General features: G+C 47.3%; 17 protein-coding genes. 2 read left to right on the forward strand and 15 right to left on the reverse strand.

The genetic code is table 11. From position 1 onward, the window contains the following. The first annotated feature begins 53 nt into the window (after positions 1-53). A complete protein-coding gene (gene sdaAA, locus V3C10_21145) occupies positions 54-926 on the forward strand; it encodes an L-serine ammonia-lyase, iron-sulfur-dependent, subunit alpha (GenBank protein WVP61781.1) in 873 nt (290 codons plus the stop codon). Between the two features lie 261 nt (positions 927-1,187). On the opposite strand, the gene V3C10_21150 is transcribed toward sdaAA, so the two are convergent. The 13 genes from V3C10_21150 to V3C10_21210 form a co-directional block, all read right to left on the reverse strand. Then, positions 1,188-2,003, reverse strand: a complete 816-nt coding sequence (locus V3C10_21150) for an ABC transporter permease (protein ID WVP61782.1) — start codon at positions 2,001-2,003, stop codon at positions 1,188-1,190. Between the two features lie 188 nt (positions 2,004-2,191). After that, positions 2,192-2,752, reverse strand: coding sequence for a dTDP-4-dehydrorhamnose 3,5-epimerase (rfbC, locus tag V3C10_21155; protein WVP61783.1), 561 nt, complete (start codon positions 2,750-2,752; stop codon positions 2,192-2,194). A gap of 484 nt (positions 2,753-3,236) precedes the next feature. Then, the gene (locus tag V3C10_21160; GenBank protein WVP61784.1) at positions 3,237-3,650 is read right to left on the reverse strand and encodes a DUF2304 domain-containing protein; all 414 of its coding nucleotides are present in this window, start codon (positions 3,648-3,650) and stop codon (positions 3,237-3,239) included. 6 nt (positions 3,651-3,656) lie between these two features. Continuing rightward, entirely contained in the window at positions 3,657-4,346 is a 690-nt protein-coding gene (locus V3C10_21165) for a glycosyltransferase family 2 protein (protein ID WVP61785.1), read from the reverse strand. A 56-nt stretch (positions 4,347-4,402) separates the two neighbouring features. Then, a complete protein-coding gene (locus V3C10_21170; GenBank protein WVP61786.1) occupies positions 4,403-5,434 on the reverse strand; it encodes a glycosyltransferase in 1,032 nt (343 codons plus the stop codon). A gap of 95 nt (positions 5,435-5,529) precedes the next feature. After that, a complete protein-coding gene (locus tag V3C10_21175; GenBank protein WVP61787.1) occupies positions 5,530-6,357 on the reverse strand; it encodes a glycosyltransferase family A protein in 828 nt (275 codons plus the stop codon). Positions 6,358-6,395: 38 nt separating this feature from the next. Next, a complete protein-coding gene (locus tag V3C10_21180) occupies positions 6,396-8,417 on the reverse strand; it encodes a DUF2142 domain-containing protein (protein WVP61788.1) in 2,022 nt (673 codons plus the stop codon). Positions 8,418-8,479: 62 nt separating this feature from the next. Beyond that, complete coding sequence (locus V3C10_21185; protein ID WVP61789.1) at positions 8,480-9,199, reverse strand: phosphocholine cytidylyltransferase family protein; 720 nt, start codon at positions 9,197-9,199, stop codon at positions 8,480-8,482. Continuing rightward, positions 9,196-10,317: an aminotransferase class V-fold PLP-dependent enzyme gene (locus V3C10_21190; protein WVP61790.1), complete on the reverse strand. Its 1,122-nt coding sequence runs from the start codon at positions 10,315-10,317 to the stop codon at positions 9,196-9,198. Before V3C10_21190 ends, V3C10_21185 begins: the two co-directional genes overlap by 4 nt. Beyond that, on the reverse strand, positions 10,314-11,597 hold the full coding sequence (locus V3C10_21195; GenBank protein ID WVP61791.1) for a lipopolysaccharide biosynthesis protein: 1,284 nt from the start codon (positions 11,595-11,597) through the stop codon (positions 10,314-10,316). Before V3C10_21195 ends, V3C10_21190 begins: the two co-directional genes overlap by 4 nt. A gap of 26 nt (positions 11,598-11,623) precedes the next feature. Further along, complete coding sequence (locus tag V3C10_21200) at positions 11,624-12,559, reverse strand: LicD family protein (GenBank protein ID WVP61792.1); 936 nt, start codon at positions 12,557-12,559, stop codon at positions 11,624-11,626. Then, positions 12,546-13,658 (reverse strand): UDP-galactopyranose mutase, encoded by a 1,113-nt coding sequence (gene glf, locus V3C10_21205; GenBank protein WVP61793.1) that lies wholly within the window; start codon positions 13,656-13,658, stop codon positions 12,546-12,548. Before glf ends, V3C10_21200 begins: the two co-directional genes overlap by 14 nt. Positions 13,659-13,789: 131 nt before the next feature. Continuing rightward, positions 13,790-14,116, reverse strand: a complete 327-nt coding sequence (locus V3C10_21210) for a hypothetical protein (GenBank protein ID WVP61794.1) — start codon at positions 14,114-14,116, stop codon at positions 13,790-13,792. A 262-nt stretch (positions 14,117-14,378) separates the two neighbouring features. Between V3C10_21210 and V3C10_21215 the strand changes: the two genes are divergently transcribed. After that, complete coding sequence (locus V3C10_21215; protein WVP61795.1) at positions 14,379-14,867, forward strand: HD domain-containing protein; 489 nt, start codon at positions 14,379-14,381, stop codon at positions 14,865-14,867. A gap of 781 nt (positions 14,868-15,648) precedes the next feature. On the opposite strand, the gene V3C10_21220 is transcribed toward V3C10_21215, so the two are convergent. Further along, entirely contained in the window at positions 15,649-18,144 is a 2,496-nt protein-coding gene (locus V3C10_21220) for a DEAD/DEAH box helicase family protein (protein WVP61796.1), read from the reverse strand. Beyond that, the gene (locus V3C10_21225) at positions 18,114-18,701 is read right to left on the reverse strand and encodes a class I SAM-dependent methyltransferase (GenBank protein ID WVP61797.1); all 588 of its coding nucleotides are present in this window, start codon (positions 18,699-18,701) and stop codon (positions 18,114-18,116) included. Before V3C10_21225 ends, V3C10_21220 begins: the two co-directional genes overlap by 31 nt. Positions 18,702-18,712: the final 11 nt, after the last annotated feature.

Below are 18,712 nucleotides of genomic sequence, written 5' to 3' on the forward strand. Positions count from 1 at the left end.
CGTGTTGGAAATTGCTTTTTGATTTTCATCCCATTGTAAGGAGTAATTGAATTATGGATTTTAAAAATGCTAAAGAATTGCTGGAATTATGCAGAATCAATCATCTCCCGATCTCCAGCGTAATGAGACAGCGGGAATGTGAACTGGGTGAAACAACAGCCGATACAATCCGCCACCGTATGAACCGGGTGCTGGAGATCATGCGGGAATCCGCCTCCTCTCCCATCAAATGCCCGGGTAAATCCATGGGCGGACTGATCGGGGGCGAGGCAAAAAAGCTCAGCGTCCATCACGCAAAAGGGAAAAATATCTGCGGCTCCGTCCTGAGCCGTGGAATCACCTATGCCATGGCGGTCCTTGAAGTCAACGCCTCCATGGGACTCATTGTGGCCGCTCCGACCGCCGGGTCTTCCGGCATTGTGCCGGGTCTTTTGCTTGCCCTGCAGGAGGAATACCATATCTCGGACGATCGATTAATCGATGCTCTGTTTAATGCGGGGGCCATCGGCTACCTGGCCATGCGCAATGCCACCGTAGCCGGCGCCGTGGGAGGCTGCCAGGCCGAGGTCGGCGTCGCCTCCGCCATGGCGGCCTCGGCGGCCGTGGAACTGATGGGAGGCGAACCGCAGCAATGCCTGTATGCCGCATCCACGGTTCTGATGAACATGCTCGGCCTCGTCTGCGATCCGGTCGGCGGGCTGGTGGAATACCCTTGCCAGAACCGCAATGCCGCAGGCGTGGCTAACGCCCTGATCGCCGCGGAAATGGCTCTGTCGGGCATCCCGCAGTTAATTCCCCTGGACGAGATGATCGCATCCATGTACTCCGTCGGAAAACGCCTTCCGGTTGAACTGCGTGAAACGGCGCTCGGCGGCTGTGCGGCTACTCCCTCCGGATGCACACTTTGCCAGGCAGGAGGACATTGAGTAAGGTTCTGCCCGGAGAAAATAAAGAATCATCCTATATACAGATAGTCGAACGCCCCTGTACCATGAATCCGGTACAGGGGCGTTTTCTGTTGAGTGGCAATGAAAAGTCCGCAAAGCATGCTTTTCGTTGTTGATCGGCAATGAAAAGTCCGCAAAGCATGCTTTTCGTTGTTGATCGGCAATGAAAAGTCCGCAAAGCATGCTTTTCGTTGTTGATCGGCAATGAAAAGTTCGCGAAGCGTACTTTTCGTTGTTATTCTAAAGTACATCTGAAAAATGCGGTCTCATTTTTTTAAACACCTTAAGTCCAAAGACCATAACAATCAGCGTTACCGCCCAAAAATAGATTGTCATCGTGGGACGCTCAAAGAACCAGTTTCCGGTCATCATACTGTCCCTGTATCCCGCTACAATATAGTAATAAGGATTCAGTTTAAAGGCGATCCCAAGCCACGCCGCCCGGCTCGTAAAAAGAGCTTCATCGTACATAATCGGAGTCAGCCACATTCCAAACTGCAGACAGATTCCCACGATTTGCGCCATATCTTTAAAAAAGACCTGAACCGCGCTGGTAAAATACACAAGCGCCAGACTGAACATGGACGCGGCAAAGGAATAGTATAGAATCTGAACCCAGGTAATCCTGGGCGCATAGCCGCTGACCAGATACAGACCTATCATAATTACCAGGAAACAGACATGTACCATAAAACAGGAAATCAGTTTTATAATAGGCAGCATTTCCACCTCAAACACTACCTTTTTTACAAGATAATGATACTCCTGCAGACAGTTTGTCCCTGTGTTCAGCACCTCGCTGAAAAAGAACCAGGGAATAAGGCCTGGTGTCAGCCAAATGACGTAAGTCGCCCCTTCTACGGGCGGTGCGTTTCTCATCCCATGTTCACCGAAAATGAATGCGTAAATTGCAATCGTCACCATCGGCTGGATGAACATCCACACAATACCGAAATAAGAACCGACAAACCGTTTTCTAAAATCCGCTATAGACAGATCCAGAATTAATTTTCTTTTGTTAACAATCCCTTTTACAAGGGCAATCAATTCTCTCATTAAGAACCTCCGGACTAAAGCGTGTTTGAAAATTGCACATCTGACGGAAAGCAATTTTCAAACACGCTCTAATTTCTGTAAAAGTCACCGTTCGCTCCTCTTTCATAAAACCACAGCAGGTTCACAGTCACCCGCAAAGCCGAACGGCTGAAACAGTCCAGCCTGCGGCTAAACTGTTGTAAACGGCCTTACATCTGGAATTTAAATGTATCCCTGAAACCGCCCCATTTTTTATCTTTTTCGGAAATAATCAGTTCCATTCCCTCCTCGATCGGCCACTCAATTCCAATCTCCGGATCATTCCATGCCAGTCCGCCTTCGTCTCCCGGATGATAGAAATCCGTACACTTGTATGCGAACTCCGCTTCGTCAGAAAGGACGAGGAAACCGTGGGCAAATCCCTCCGGGATATAGAACTGTTTTTTATTCTCGGCCGAAAGAACTACGCCGAACCATTTTCCATACGTCTTAGAACCGGAACGGAGATCCACGGCCACGTCAAATACCGAACCGCGCACCGCGCGTACCAGCTTGCCCTGAGGATATTCCTTCTGAAAATGGAGTCCCCTGAGCACACCCTTTACGGACATGGACTGGTTGTCCTGTACAAATACCATGTTGAGCCCTGCTTCTTTGAAATCATTCTGGTTGTAGGTCTCTACAAAATATCCTCTTTCATCCTTAAATACCGTTGGTTCAATAACATAAAGTCCCTCAATGTCGCAGGGGGTTACTGTAATCTTTCCCATTTTAATCTCTCCTTTATCTGTGTTAACATAATATTCTATCTCATGCAGTGAAACGTGCAGCTCTTTGTTTCACATTGCAGTTTTACCTGTGTATGATAAATCCTGTATGATGCCGAAACCGGACTGTAACCTACTATATCACTACCGTGGGAACCTGGCAATAGGGATTTGGTTGAGGAATAAGAACGCGACGGTACGGTCGGGGTTCGGGATGGTGAGGGGGAGGTTGTGAGTCTTCAGTCCCGGTTTGAGTTTAGTCGCGAGTGGGGAATCCGGGCAGAAAAAATTCCTCCGGGAAACGCTTGCGCTCTTTGAAGTGCATAACAGTACTAAGGTGCCAAAATACGCCACCTAAGTACTGATGGACTTCCAGGTTCCCTGCGGAATCTTTTTCTCCCGGATTCCCCACGGGAAGGTTATGGCCGGGACTGAAGACTCATACACACCCTCCCACTCCCCGGTCCGCCGTCTTACAGAGGCGTCCTCACATCTCAACTAAATCCTCATCCTTCCCAGTCTCCGCTTCAGCGTTTACCCCCGCTTCCGTTTTGTTACTCTTCTCAGCCGTTCTCCGGTTCTCTTCCAGGGCCATTTCCTGGACCAGTTCTTTTACCCTGCTTTCGAGCTGGGACATCTTGATGGACATATGGAACATCTTGACTATCAGAAGGAAAATAACCGACAGGAAGATAAAATTGGCCGTTGTATAGGTTCCCGCCATCCTGGCCAGGATAGCAGGTATCTGTGGGAAGATGCTGAACAAAATCAGGATAAATGAAAAACCGATCCAGAAAATAGAATCCTCTATCTGCAGTTTGGACTGGCGGATTCTTCTCATAATCAGCGCCGTGGTTGCCATGGAAACTATAATCAGAACAATTCGCAGCATAAATGTCATGATCCGTTAACCTCTCTTCCTGAAATTCTGAATCAGCAAAATCGATATCAGCATTTTAGCCATATATCTCGATGCATTGACCGGCGTCAGATAGCTGGCGCCCAGCAGGCGTTCATCCATGATAACCGGCACCTCCGCGATGCGCGCTCCCTGTTTTATCAGATAGGATACCGTATCGGGCTCCGGACCGTAATTGAGGCCCTTTGCAAATTCCTCTATCATTTTCCTGCTGAACATTCTCATTCCCGAGGTCGGATCTTTGATGTCTTCGCCCGTGGTTATCCGGATTGCGGTCTCGATCAGATTGCTTCCGAGCATTCTCATGGTAAATGGCTTTTTCTGTCCCACAAACCGGGAACCGATCACAATGTCGTATCCCTCATCCATCTTTTCTTTCATCGCCTCAATATATTCCGGCCTGTGCTGCCCGTCCCCGTCGAGCTGGACTGCGTAACGGTAGCCGTTTCTGGCCGCATATTTAAGCCCGGCCTGGAAACCTCCGGCAAGCCCAAGGTTGACCGGCAGATCCAGGAAATTATAACCGTTCCGCCTGCATATGGCCGCCGTCTGATCCTTGGAGCCGTCATTGATGATGATGTAATCGTACTGGGGAAAATCCTCTATCAGCCGGTTTACCACGCGTTCTATGTTTTCTGCCTCATTATAAGCTGGTATCACAATTAGCAGTTCTGCCATTTTTTCCTCCGTCATTTGATATCAGGTCTGTAACTGTTACTCAGGTTTGTAAGATTTTATTGCTTCCAGTATGCCCGGTTCATCGTTAACTTCCTGATCAGCCAGCCAGGAAGTTTTCTGTAAGCTTTTCCCAAGCGGTATCCCATGTATTTAAACCCGCTCTGGACCACAAGCTCCGGAACCAGGTACCATTTTCCATTCCGAAACAGCCACATGGCCGTCATTTTGACAAGACGCATCCCTTCTCCTTCGGATGCCAGGCCCGAAAAAACTTCCGGGTGATCCGCCTGCGACACAGCCAGATCAAAGTTCCGGCGGAGCTGCTGGGAGGCGCTGTAATTATGCGAATGAATCACTTCCGCATTGGCCGCATAGGCAATTTTATATCCCGCCTTTACGGCTCCGGCTGCATATATCATATCCTCGTTGAAAATGGTTCTCTGCGTAAATCCGCCCAGTTTCAGATAGATATCTCTCTTATAGGCGGCGCAGACGTTGGAACAGAAATAAGTTTTAATTCCCAGCGCCGCTATATCTTCTTTCCCTTTTATCCGGCTCACCCCCGGGTAATTAAAGTCCCTGGTGTACCTCTCAATCACCCGGCAGTCCTCGGCCGGGAGCTGTCTTGCATATGAGGCGGCGATATCGTCCCGCGCAGTTAAAGCAGCCACAAGATTTTTCACCAGATCCCGGTTATAGGGAACCGCATCCTGGGTCATGCAGATACAGATTTCCGCGTCCGAGGCAAGGATCCCCTTATGCCTGGTTCCGCCGTGATCAAATTCCTCCTGTGGAAGATGAATCAGGGTCATAGCGGTTTTGCTTTCATAAAACAGAGGCTCAAAACGCTCCTCATTCCAATACTGGCGCTCTGTATTCATGATGATAATGCGGTTCACCCGGTAAGTCTGTTTCAGCAGCCGCTTTAAAAGCTGCTCCAGTTTATCGCCCGGCCTGAATGCAGGGATGATGACATCTACCCTCGGGCTTGTCCCCGTATCCTGATGCCGGTTCACTTCCTGTGCCCCCGCCCCCCGCCGTACATCTGTCTTCTCTTTCCCGCTCTCCCTAATGTCAGCAGCACTCATTTCGTTCGTTTATCCTCCCGGCCCTGCGGCCCTGTCCTGTCGGTTCTCTTTCTGTTTCTCCCGCAGCTCGCAAAATACTGCCTGTAAGCCAAAATCTATTCATACTCATCATACGCTTTTACATAAAAGTGCATCAGGATTTTTACCATCCATGACGGCCACATTTTTTCAAACATCGCCATCTCATCCTTTGTGCGTCTGTTATCTTCGATGCAGGCCTTTGTCGTCGCTCCCTCGTGGACGCGGTATGCAATCAGCGGTTTTTCCACGCAGATAAACCGGCCGCTCCGCCCCGCCAGCTCATAGAGATTATCCCAATCCAGGGCAAAATCATACTTTGAGCCAAACATCTCCTCTCCTGTCATCTTTTTCTGGTAAGTGCAGGCCGGACAGCAGAGGGAGTTGCCGAAAATCACGCTGCTTCGTTTTACCGCCCTCACGCCGGACAGAAATTTAAGTCTCAAAGGCAGACGCAGGATTTTCTTCACCAGCCAGACCGTGTTGAAGCACTCTGTCTTCGTTCCCTTCTCCGTGACCTTCAGCGTCATATAGTCGCTGACAAAAACCGTCATATCGGGATATTTTTGATATGCCTTTAAAAGCTCTTTCGTATAGTCGCTCCTGTATACGTCATCCTGGTGGGCAATTGTCACCAGCTCTCCTTCCGCCCTGTGGTACGCAAACAGCCAGTCTTCCCTGATATTGCTCCCACCGTCCCGCACATACAGGGGAACCCCGTATTTCCCGGTGATTTTCTCGATATAGGGACTCGGCGTGGAGGTACAGCAGATCACATCGGTTTTCACCTGCTGCTCTTTCAGGGAGTGGATACAGGCCTCAAGGTAGGGCGAGTCTTTATAGGCGCAGACGGCAAATGTATGCACCGGACGGGCCTTATCAAAATGATTCTTTGCGTTCTCCATTTCCTCACTCCTTTTCGTTCCCTGAATTCCGGATTCGTTTACAGGCAGAATTTCTGCAGCACATTCATATAGTAGACCGCCAGCAGCATTCCTCCCGAGAGCGCCAGCACAAGACCGTAATAATCCTGGTTTTTTAAATGGACCGTAACCCATTTGGGATTCAGCACCAGCCATACCAGGAACAGGAACGGAATGTAATAGCGCCCCTGAACCCCGTCAATATAAGTATTGCCCGGTGTCGTGAAAATTACATACATGGAGGTCCAGACCAGGACAACCGCGGCCGAAGCCAGGATGAATATCCACAACTTCTGCTTCCAGTCCAGACGTTTTCCACAAGAGGACTGTCCCCCGGTGAGGATAACTGCCGCCGAACCTGCATAAATCAGCCACGGGAACGCGACTTCTCCCTGATGTCCCAAAAGTCCCAGAGATTTTTCTCCTATTACATAGGACGGCAGGGTATGAAAGATATTCTGAATCAATATTTTTGCGTAGGCAACAGGCTGTCCCAGCACATAGGACATCTGTCCCGCCTCACTGGTGTTATCGCCCCTCACATCCCCCGTCTCACTTGGTGAAAAAATTACCGGAAGGGCAAAGGAAGCCATCAGCCCCAGGCACAGCAGAACCATACCGCCCTTCATAATCAGCTTTTCCCTGCGGCTCCTGAAATGATCCGCGGGTATCAGCAGTCCGGTCAGTAATAACGGTGCATAGACCGCCTTAATTCTGCATCCCCAGAAGAAAGAAAACATAAGCACCGCGTATTCTTTCCAGGTGATCTTTTTGTCCGGCTCCAGAATCGCCGACAGAATATAAGCAAATGAGAGATATAGAAAGGCCGTCACGGTCGGATCATAGGAATAGACCCCTGCCAGCATCATCGGCTCCGGCATCAGGCCCAGGAAAACCATAATTCCCTTGCCAACCGGCGTTTTCTTTATGGCAAAATAGAGGGCGATGCAGTAAATGAAAAGATTTCCCAGTCTTCCAAGCTTATACACCAGAGAAAACGGGAGACGGAAAAGCTGGCCTGCCTTTAAAAACAGTGCCTCCCCTGCATACCCGGTAAAAATCGTTTTATTTAAATCTGCACTCCAGGTGATTCCGCCATTCCTGTAATCGCCTGTCCGGTCCAGATAATCATCAAATTCTTTTTGCTCCTCGGCCGTTCCCGGCTGATTATAGGGCCAGGTGTCGATCCCTGCAATAAATTCCTGGGTAATGGCCGGTGATACGGAAACCGGCGTCCTGTAGTTGGACATCCAGAAACTCTGGGAAAAATGGACTTCCTCATCCCAGCTCACCTTATTGGCCGGAAGGGACAGGGAAAGGAGCGTTCCCACACTGATGGAGATAATCAGAAAGCCAATCTCAATCCGTTTTCCGATATACTCCCTGTAAAATATGAGCATTGCCCCGATACCAAAGAGACACCAGAAGAAACACAGCCTGTACCAGTTGGCCGACGGCGCCGTAACGGCCTCAAATCCCGTGATATGAAGCGGCATGGCCTTGAAATCAATATAGGAAAGTCCCGGCTCATCGAGAGCGTCCCGGAAAATATAGATTTCCGCATACTCCGCCTTCTTGCCCACCGGAATCCAGGAATTTTTCACATTTTTGCTGTTTCTGTCTTCCACCGTCAGGATATCCCGCTCCCTCAGCTCACCATAATCATTGTAAACCCCCACTTTTACCATGGTATTTAACAGGCCGTCATACTCGTAGGAATAACAGAATTTTCCCACAAAACGTCCGTCAAGCGGTATCCGTATTTTTCCGTTTTCCCCGTCAAATATGAGTTTTCCGTCTTCCTCATGAAATCCTTCATAAGTAACACGGCTCATGTCGACAACGAAACTTCCCTGGCTCTTCCCTGCATTGGCCCGGATCAGCGGCAGGTTACAGAGAACTTCGAGAAAAATACCCATGACAAACACTACCAGTGCGGTAAGCGCCAGTTTTTTCAGGTTCTGTCTATGATTATTTGTGTGTCTGCCATTTTTTTCGCCATGGTCATTCTTCTTTTTGTTCATCTTTAAACGCTCTGCCATCAAAGTTTCTACCTGCCTGATATTTCTTATTTTGTGAACAGTAACCTTATTTTCTCTCCATCTTATCTTACAATCTTCTCCACGCCTCTGTGTTCCAGAATCCGCTCGTAATCCTCAATATAGTCCACCTCAGCCCAGAAATGGCCGCCCACGTCTTCCACGTAAACGGGCTGTTCCTCCGTCATGCTGTATATTACATTCTCCCACCAGACGGAGTGTTCCTGGCGGTCTATCATCTCTTCCATCCTTCTCACGAATTCGGGCATAAATTCTCCGGAAAAGCAGCCGATTCCGATATATTCACCGGTGATATCGTCACCCTCCAGTTCTTTTCCGAACTTTTTCAAAATTCCGTTTTCATAATAGAACTTGTAGTCCGCAGTCTCTTTCCGGCTCTCGTCGGCAAACATCACCGGACTCTTCTTTTCCTCCAGAATCCGGTCCAGAAGACGTTCCTCCAGATAGACATCCCCGTTCATAATCAGCAGGTCACCGCCTGTGAGGAAGTCTTTTGCAAACCATGCGGAAGCAATACTGTTGGTAACGTCATAAAAGGGATTATAATAAAATGAAACATCCTGTCCTTTCAGTACCTCCCGGATCACCTGTGCCTTATATCCCAGAACCAGCCCGATTTCCCGGATTCCCCTGGATTTAAGAAGTTCCACCGTATACTGGATCAGGCACTGTCCTTCGCCTATATCCACCGTACATTTTGGATTACCCGAAAGGTAACGCGATATTCTGGTTCCTCTGCCCGCCGCTAAAATCAGTACTTTCACAAAAGCCCCCTGTCCTGCATATCTTTCAATGCATCCACCAGTTTTTGATTATCTTCTTTCGTAAGATGTCCGATATGGCCTACCCGGAAAACCTTCTCTGCCAATTCTCCTCCATTCGGGCATACAAAAATTCCGTACTCGTCTTTCAGTATCTCGAATATCCGGTACGCCGATACGGGACTTCCGTCGGTATTCTTACCAGTCGGGGCGAGAGGCGTCTCCGCGTTCGACAACGATTCCGATACAATTTGAAACGGAAGCTCTCCTATCTTCTGTCTGAAATCCTCTGCCAGCTCTTTTATCTGCTTCTGCTCTTCCACAAGTCCCTTTTCTTCTATCGCCTTAAGACGGCGGTTCATTTGAATTAAGATACCGACCGCAGGAGTGAAAGGCGTCTGGCCGCGCTCCCCGTCTTTCAGATAGTCCTTCAGATTGAAATAGAGCGACTCCACCCGTGATTCCTCCACGCGCTTCACGGTCCGATCATTCATTACGATCGCGGCGATTCCCGGCGGCAGGGCAAGGGCCTTCTGGGAACCGGTCAGCACCAGATCCACGCCCCATTTCTCCATCAGAAATTCATCCGCGAGAAACGAACTGATCGCGTCCACAACCAGCCACAAACGGTTTTCCCGGCAGAAACGGCTGATCAGTTCCATATCATAGTGTACTCCGGTGGATGTCTCATGGACGTTGACTAGAAATCCGGTGTATCTCTGTGTGGAATCTCCCTGCCCCGAATCTCCTGAGACTGCATATGGAGCCAGATGTGCTTTGGTAAGCTTTTTTCCCGCCTCCAGCCTGATTTCATTATATGGAATGCCGTGGATTTGGCAAATCCTGACGAACCGCGCGCCGAAACTCCCTCCGTTTACAACCAGGAGCCTGTCCTGCTTCGTAAAAAGATTGATCACGGCGGCTTCCATCGCCGCGGTGCCCGAACCCGTCAGGAACACAGTTCTGGCTCCCTCTCCGGCCTTCATAAACCGGTTCATCAGGGATTCATTCTCCTTCATCAGAGCGGAAAATTCAGGCGTACGGAAATACGGAATTTCTTCTGCTCCGATTTTCCTGATTTCCTCCTCCATTTGGACGGGACCTACCGTAAAATTAATCATTTCGCGCTCTTCCTCTCTTTTCTGAAAAACCAGAGTGCCGTCAGTCCGAAGCAGACCGTCAGCGTAAACATCAGTATCAGGTATGACATCGCTCCGCCCAGGATTCCCATCCATCTGACAAACGGTGCGGAAATCGTGACCGCCATTACCGCCACCAGTGCATAGATAACGAAAATATGCCTGCGTTTCTGCATAATGACGAGCGAATAATAAAACAGGTTAATATAGGCGTTAAATGCTCCGCCCAGAATAATTAAAAGCAGCGGCAGACGGCTGGCCGACAGCGCATAGCCAAGCTTCGGATACAGCATGCTTAACACCGGAATGCCGAGGAACCATGCCCCTCCCAGCGCCAACACCGTAAGTCCCGCAATGATAGCGGCCAGACGGCCGACTACCCGTGCAAAATTTGCAAATTCACGGTTCTCCCATACCAGGGAAAGCTTTGTAATATAAGGTCTGATAACAAATCCGGCTACCAGGTTAATCACGCTGGTGGGCATAAATATCGCTCCGAAAATAGCCTGATCTTTATTCATCATGTTTCCCTCTATTGCATATTTGGAAGCGGAAAACACATAGAAATCAATAATTGCCGATAAGAACAGGACAAAATTCTCCTGAAACAGCAGACTGCATCTGCCTTTCCGGCAGCTCCAGTCCACCTGCGGCAGCTCTCCGATGACGGAAATGTTGAATATCAGGACTCCCAGAATCTGGGCAATCACCGAAACCATACAGGAGAGCACCAGGTTATGGGTCATCACCAGGCAGCCGATGAAACTGCCTGCCGAGAGAAGCGTCCGGAATGTATTGGATTTGCCGGTCAGATACAGTCTTCCGTTTCTCTGGAACTCCGCTTCATACACGTCGGCAAAACCGTCGATTACTTTATAACAGACCATCAGAATAACGGTCATGGTTTTTACATAAGTATAGCTGTCCTGGTTGAAAAGCACATAAACCAGGCCGAATGCCAGGGCGCCGCCGCAGGTCACAAACCGTAGACGGAGGTACTCGCCAAATGTATAACGTCTTCCGATATCCGTGATGTGAAACGGCCTCATGCCGAAATAGGCAACCATAAACATGTGCTGTCCGAAGGCGGAGAACGCAAAGCTGAAGATTCCGCCCTCATCCTCGCCGACAATCTGTATGACAACGATCGACAGGACCATTGAGGCAAATGCATAGAGAAGGCTCCCCAGCATATTCCATGCCATATTCCGTTTTTCCAGATTATCGTCTCCTCCAATCAGGAGGGTTCTGAGTAAGTTCATGGCTGTTACCTGTCTTTCTGTATTTTCTACCGTTTCCGGGCATCGCAAAGCGTGTTACCGGGCACAGAGTGAAGCGTAACGTTTTTCTCGTCTGAAAAGGCCAGCCGGTACGGATAATGGGTCTTTCTCTTCTCCACCGGTGGCAGCTTCATATAGTCGCCGTACATGTTGGTAAGCATTTCTTCTATGTTACCGGGGAAGTTCATCATTCTGCCCTCAAATTCCATCTTCTTTAACGGATGGTATTTTCTCTTGTCCACCAGGTTCCAGTATGGACTGGTGTCGGGCAGGAAGGCCATTCTGTTTGTCTTTCGTTTTTCATATTTTCTGCAGACCGCCTCACAGCTTCTCCGCAGACCCTCCGGCGATACGTGGAGCAAGTTCATGCCTTTGTTGACAAAACCGCAGACCGACCAGATGAGCGCGGCCTTCAAACCGTTCTGTGCCAGCGTCGGCCTCGGGATGCACCGCAGGATCATCAGTTTGCTGACGAACCACGCTGCCCAGGACTGAACCTGGTACATGACCGGATTGTCGGAAACATTGTCCAGCACATAGAGATCCAGAAAAATGCCAAAGGGGCAGTCCACATCCTTCATTACCTCTTCAATAAATACGGTCCCGCGCTTTACCAGACGCGTTGTCATCAGAGGGTACTCCGGACACGTCTTGGCGTTCAGTACCAGATATTTATCACCCATTTTTTTCTGTACGAGTTTCAAGAATTTTTCAAAGTCCCTTCTGGGCATGGCAATATCGATGTCATCATCCCAGGGGATAAAACCCTTGTGTCTGATGGCACCGATCCCGGTTCCAGCAATGCCGAAATATTCCAGATGGTATTCCTCACACAGTTTCAGGAAATCATCGAGTATCGAGAGAATCTCCTGCTGCAGACGGGCGAGAACTTCCGGCTCATAGAATTTACCCTGTTCACTGCCTGCTGTTTTATTGCTGTTCATCGCCAAATTCCTCTTTCGCACGTTTCAGTGCCGATTCAATTACCTTATCCATGTCATAGTATTTATACTCTGCCAGACGGCCGCCGAAAATGACTTTGTCCTCACCGGCTGCCAGTTTGGCATATTTCCCGTAAAGCTCCTGGTTCTTTTCGTCGTTGACCGGATAATAAGGTTCCATGCCCATCTTCCAGTCCTCGGGATATTCCCGGGTGATGACGGTCTTTGGCTGGGTTCCGAACTCAAAGTGCTTGTGTTCAATGATTCTTGTAAACGGAGTTTCCCGATCCGTATAATTGACCACGGCCACTCCCTGGAAGTTGTCGGTGTCCAGAAGCTCCGACTCGAATCTCAGGCTCCTGTATTCCAGATTTCCGAAACGGTAACCATAGTAGGCGTCGATCATACCCGTATATACAGTCTTTTCGGCAAGTCCGTCGTACTCTTCCCTGTTTTCCAGATAATCCGCGCCGGTCCTGATTTCACAACCGTCGAAAAGTTTCTCTATAATTGCATTATAACCATCTTTTGGGATTCCCTGATAAGGATCGTTAAAATAGTTATTGTCATAGGTAAAACGCACCGGAAGACGGCGGATAATGAATGCCGGAAGCTCTTTGCAGTCGCGTCCCCACTGTTTTTCCGTGTAACCCTTTACAAGCTTTTTATAAATATCCGTACCAACCAGCTTGATCGCCTGCTCTTCCAGGTTCTTTGGCTCCCCGGGAACGGCTTTTATCTGCTCCTCGATGATGGCCCTGGCTTCGTCCGGCCTGGAAATTCCCCACATTTTGCTGAACGTATTCATATTAAACGGCATATTGTACATCTCACCGTTATAATTAGCCACCGGGCTGTTGGTGTAGCGGTTAAACTCCGTAAACTGATTTACAAAGTCCCATACCTCCCTGTTCGATGTATGAAAGATGTGGGCTCCATACTGATGAACACGGATTCCCTCTACTTCACGGCAGTAAATATTGCCTCCGATATGATCCCTTTTCTCTATTACAAGACATTTCTTTCCGTTCTTTCCGGCCATCCAGGCAAATACCGCCGCATAAAGACCACTTCCAACCAGTAGATAATCGTATTTTTTCATCAGCGCAGAAAACCTCCATTGTAATTACATGATTCCCTATTTTACTATACTTTATGGCAAAAGTAAACAAAAGGGAGTTCCCCGGGCAGTTCATTTCTGCCGGGGAAACCCCGTCTGTAGCTATTTTAATTCTATTTCCCTGTCTCATTCTCCACCAGTGCCGTAAACTGTTGTACCGCCTGTTGAATCGTCAGGCATGGCAGCCCCTGATTCTTAATACCGCTTTCCTCAATGCTGACCACACGGAAAACATAGTCGTTTACCGGAACGTAGTCCATCTCAATCAGAATATTGGCCTCCAAATCCTGAAGCAGTACAATTGTCGTCTGTGTGCTGTTGATATATTTGCGGACTTCCGATAAGTATTTTGAACTGTCCTTTTCCTCCCTGAACGCTTCCGCAAGCATGCCCAGCTTTTCTTCCCTGTCTGCTGCCGTGCATTTTGTGTAATTCCACATAGGCCTTTTGTTTCTCCTTTTCAATTATGCTCTGAGCTGCAAAGTCTGGCGGACACCGTCAGCCTACACTGCTCTCCCTTAAGTATCCCCACCCGCGGAATACATCACGACTGATCTGATACCTTATTTTACTATACCAGACAGAAATAGTAAACAAATCCATTGTACCTGCAAGGAAAATCGAGTATACTCTAGGTGTGGTTTTAATAATATTACCATGACCGAACATCGATTGTATCGGGAAGAAAAGGGGAATTTTCAAATGGATATACTTGACGAACTGATGATGAAAATGATTCACTACAACTCCGGTGATCCCAAGCGGATTCAGCACTTTTTAAAAGTCCACAGCTTTGCACGGCTCATCGGACTTTCTGAAAACCTGGACGGCGACACCCAGCTTACTCTGGAAGCCGCTGCGATTGTCCATGATATCGGAATCAAACCGGCCGAAGAAAAATATGGGTACTGCAACGGCAAACTCCAGGAACAGGAAGGGCCGGAACCAGCTGAAAAGCTGCTTCGCTCCCTCGGTTTCAGAGCCTCGGTCATCGACCGTGTCAGCTATCTGGTCGGGCATCACCACACCTATTCCGATGTGGACGGGATGGATTATCAGATCCTTTTAGAGGCCGATTTCCTGGTAAATCTGTTTGAGGAAGGGCTGCAGCCGGAAGCTGCGGATGCGGCTTATCAGAATATCTTCAGAACCGAAACGGGTAAGAGGATTTGTGAAGAGATGTTTTTCTAAATAAACCATATTAAACAGAGTTACAATGGGGAACAGAATCTAAAAAGGGAAGTGTAAAATAGAATGTGTAAGTTCATAAGTGAAATTCACACTCTATTTTACACTCCCTTATATTTGATTTACACTTTAAATAAAATCATCTTCGCTTCGTTCCTAGAACTTTTTTCATATAACATCCTGCATCAAAATGTCCAACACAATCCCCACAGCGTACACATTATTCATTATTAATTTTATATTCTACAGCCCTATCCGGTAGTGTATTAACTGATATTACAGAATACCTGCAAATACTTTTACAGGCCCTGCTATGCCTGCTTCTTTTAGGCTGGTAATCTTTTGAGTTTTGCAGCATTAATTCGTATTTTCTTTCCGTCTATAACATAAAATCCTTTCCCTTTCCAAACAGAAGATTTTTGTAATGCCAATGGATTCATTACATTTAAAATAATACCGATTAGCAAAACCTCCTTAGGAAATACCGGCCTGAGATCCGCAGCTACATACTCCCCTTTGTACCATAGCAAGGGCATACGTCACTATAGAGAGGTACGTTACAGTTATCACACCAATAAATAGCATAATAGAGGTCTTGGCGCTCTTTATCAATACTGCCCTCCGGTGTTTCTAAAGGTAAATTCCATATTTAATATAATTTTGGTCCATTCCGTACCTCTCCTTTTATAAATTGTCATCATGAGAAATGTTATGTTTTAAATGTTATTCCTTTTACCTTGAACTCCGGGGATATCAGTCTCAAAAACTCCCTGCAGGTTTAAAACTACACTTCCTTTTCATACCTCTTCCTATAATAATCCGCGGCCCGGTACTCAATAATATCTTTCATCTGCTCCGCAAATCCCTCCATTTTAACCGCTTCATGTATATCCTGACTCATTGCAAGAATCGCTCCTTCTTTCTTTACAAAAAACCCCTCCCCGGAATCCAGGAGATAACGAACCGGATTTTTCAGTGCCTCATCGGCACAGCGTTTTGCATCCCAAGTACGGTAGTCACTCGTACTCTTATCTTTTTCCAGATCCCTCCAGTTATTTGCCGTGAAATAAAATTTCATGTAACTCCGGTAGATATCATCTTCATTGATTTCAGTTTTTACATCCCCATCATTATAAAATGCCATCAAAACAGGAATTTTATATGACTTGCTCATCTGTGTCGTTTCTATCATTTCCAGAAATGCATTTCCTTTACTGTTATAAATACCCGACTCCATCTTACCCAGTTCTCCAATACTCTCCAGGTATTTCAGATAATGTTTAAACGGACTGTTTTTCAAACCACTGCACAGTCTGTAAACATCATCCTCCATGCAGGCAAACAAATCCATTCTCGTTGGTATTCTAACCTTCAGAAGCCACTTAATACGGAAATACTCCTCCCGGACAAGTTCGTCTTTTTTAACCCCTTTCTTTGCCATTTCATGAAACAAATCAATCAGCCGCATATCAAAATCAACAATACAGTCGTCCGGAAACTCAAAGTCCTGCTGCTGCATTTTTCCCGACTCCGCCCTGGAATACGGCTTTCCGCTCAATAAAAACGGCGCCGCCCCAGCCTTCTCATAATTACCGATAAAATCCAGTACATTCAGGTATTCTTTTCCCTTACTCTTACGAAGCCCTCTGCCGAGCTGCTGAAGAAATACCACAGGAGATTCCGTTGGCCTTAGGAACATGACCATGTCAACATCAGGTACGTCCAATCCCTCATTGAACATATCGACCGAGAAGATTACTTTAATTTCACCGCTGCGCAGCTTCCTGAGCGCCTCGGTCCGGTTCTCTGAATATTCACCGTTCGCATTACTGTATACCGCTACAGCCGGAATCCCCCTCAGGCTAAACTCTCCTGCCATCTCCTCGGCATGTTTTCTGGAACAGCAGAATCCCAGTGCCCTGGATGAACGGTATTTCATATAATGCCTGAAAATCAAATCTGGTCTGCCGTCTGCCAGCAGGCCTGCCGTCAGAGCCCTTTCCACATAGGCACCATTTTCTCTGCGGATCAATGAGTAATCGACTGTTTCATCATAAATACCGTAATAGTGGAAGGGTACCAGAATTCCTTTATTAATTGCATCCATCAGGCTGATTTGGTAGGGTACGTTATAGTCACACAGCTCGTAAATACTCCTTCCATCCATCCTCTCCGGTGTTGCTGTCAGTCCCAGCAAAAAGCGTGGCTTAAAATACGCTATGATATTCCGGTACTGCTCCGTTACCGCATGGTGGAATTCATCTATCACAATATAATCAAAGTACTCCGGTGAAAAATTTTGTTCGTTAAGGCTTGACTGCTTTCCCAGACTGAATACCGATGCGAAAATAACAGATTTGCCAGTTGTTTTCACCTTCCCGGTAAAAAAGCCGTAGTCATCGGAATGTCTGACATTCCGAAAGCTTTCGGCTGCCTGCTGCAGAATTTCATCCCTATGTGCTACAAAAAGCACCTTTTCATACGACATAGAATCAAACGCCGCCAAGTACGTTTTCCCGATGCCCGTAGCTGCAAAAATTAGCGCCTTGTCCGCACCTTCCCTACGGGTGTTTTTCAAAGCATAGAGGGCCTCTATCTGTGCTCCCCTCGGCTGGAACAGCTCCTCCTCAACATCCTCATCTTCTTCCTGAGATTCACTGTCATATCTGTCCAGATCCCTTTGCACGGCAGGCTTCTTCCAATTAAGAGAATATTCCCTTAAAGTCTGGTCATCGATAATATTAGAGTGATTGTAAAAAAGATCTTCGAATGTATGATAAAACTCCTTAAAACTCTTCCCGTCCCGTTTGTCATTAAAATTATAATTCCATTCAATCCCCGACATGAGTGCGCTCTTTGATAGATTTGAAGAACCTATGTAAATCTCGCTGAATTCCTTACGGTGGAAAATGTATGCCTTAGGATGGAATGAACGCTTTCTTTCATTATAAAACCGAAGATCTACCTGGTCACCCAGCCGGTCTTTTATCAGATAAAGAGCTCCCGGCTGAGTAATACCCAGATAATTTCCTGTTAATATTCTTATTCTGACTCCGCGCTCCAGTGCCTGCTTCAAGTCATCCAAAATCATTCTCACTCCGGATTCCATAAGAAAAGACACAATAATATCAATCCTCTCCGCCTTCGGCATGCTGTTTTTTAACTTGTACAGCAAAAATTTACTTTTGTTCCTTCCCCCGGTGATGGCTTCACTCTGTTCGATATCAAAATGTATATTATCCTGAACTTTTATTTCTTCCGTAATATCAGGTTTAACCATTTTTCCACCTCTCTTCCCGGGCGTACATCCGATGTTATCCATATCTCTTCTATTTTAAATACATCCGTTTCATTCAGAAGTCCTGTTATCTTTTCCTCTGTCATATCCGTAAAAAACCGGCCGTTCCGAACGCCTTCTCCATTCCCATATTTAAAAGAGGTATAGGCAATTCCATGCAGTACCAGCGCTTTCCCCATCCTTATTATCACATCCGCCAGTTCCGCATACGGCAGATGCAGAATAGAGGAGCATGCCCATATGCCATCATATTTTTCTGTTACATCAAGTTCCTGGAACAACATTCGTCTTACCTGTATTCCGGTGTATTCGGAAGCGATTTTAACCAATTCCTCCGAACCGTCTGAAGCATCCGTATCGTAGCCCCGGGATAAAAAATATTTCGTATCCCTTCCAGAGCCACACCCAAAGTCCAGAATCCGGCTTCCCGGCTCCAGATATGCAAGAAATTTATCCTGCATATTCTTAAAGTCAACCGCTATCGTATTATCAGAAAACTCCCTTGCATGCTCGTTATAATAATTTAATGAATCCTGCATAAGACCTCCGC

Origin of the sequence: [Clostridium] symbiosum, assembly GCA_036419695.1 — a bacterium.
Lineage (GTDB): Bacteria > Bacillota > Clostridia > Lachnospirales > Lachnospiraceae > Otoolea > Otoolea symbiosa_A.

Bases quoted from the DNA above. Each gene is read 5' to 3' on its own strand.
- V3C10_21215 (WVP61795.1), top strand. From the start codon at position 14,379: ATGGATATACTTGACGAACTGATGATGAAAATGATTCACTACAACTCC.
- V3C10_21210 (WVP61794.1), bottom strand. From the start codon at position 14,116: ATGTGGAATTACACAAAATGCACGGCAGCAGACAGGGAAGAAAAGCTG.
- rfbC (WVP61783.1), bottom strand. From the start codon at position 2,752: ATGGGAAAGATTACAGTAACCCCCTGCGACATTGAGGGACTTTATGTT.
- V3C10_21175 (WVP61787.1), bottom strand. From the start codon at position 6,357: ATGGAGAACGCAAAGAATCATTTTGATAAGGCCCGTCCGGTGCATACA.
- V3C10_21220 (WVP61796.1), bottom strand. From the start codon at position 18,144: ATGGTTAAACCTGATATTACGGAAGAAATAAAAGTTCAGGATAATATA.
- V3C10_21160 (WVP61784.1), bottom strand. From the start codon at position 3,650: ATGACATTTATGCTGCGAATTGTTCTGATTATAGTTTCCATGGCAACC.
- V3C10_21150 (WVP61782.1), bottom strand. From the start codon at position 2,003: ATGAGAGAATTGATTGCCCTTGTAAAAGGGATTGTTAACAAAAGAAAA.
- V3C10_21180 (WVP61788.1), bottom strand. From the start codon at position 8,417: ATGGCAGAGCGTTTAAAGATGAACAAAAAGAAGAATGACCATGGCGAA.
- sdaAA (WVP61781.1), top strand. From the start codon at position 54: ATGGATTTTAAAAATGCTAAAGAATTGCTGGAATTATGCAGAATCAAT.
- V3C10_21195 (WVP61791.1), bottom strand. From the start codon at position 11,597: ATGAACTTACTCAGAACCCTCCTGATTGGAGGAGACGATAATCTGGAA.
- V3C10_21200 (WVP61792.1), bottom strand. From the start codon at position 12,559: ATGAACAGCAATAAAACAGCAGGCAGTGAACAGGGTAAATTCTATGAG.
- V3C10_21170 (WVP61786.1), bottom strand. From the start codon at position 5,434: ATGAGTGCTGCTGACATTAGGGAGAGCGGGAAAGAGAAGACAGATGTA.
- V3C10_21190 (WVP61790.1), bottom strand. From the start codon at position 10,317: ATGATTAATTTTACGGTAGGTCCCGTCCAAATGGAGGAGGAAATCAGG.
- glf (WVP61793.1), bottom strand. From the start codon at position 13,658: ATGAAAAAATACGATTATCTACTGGTTGGAAGTGGTCTTTATGCGGCG.
- V3C10_21225 (WVP61797.1), bottom strand. From the start codon at position 18,701: ATGCAGGATTCATTAAATTATTATAACGAGCATGCAAGGGAGTTTTCT.
- V3C10_21165 (WVP61785.1), bottom strand. From the start codon at position 4,346: ATGGCAGAACTGCTAATTGTGATACCAGCTTATAATGAGGCAGAAAAC.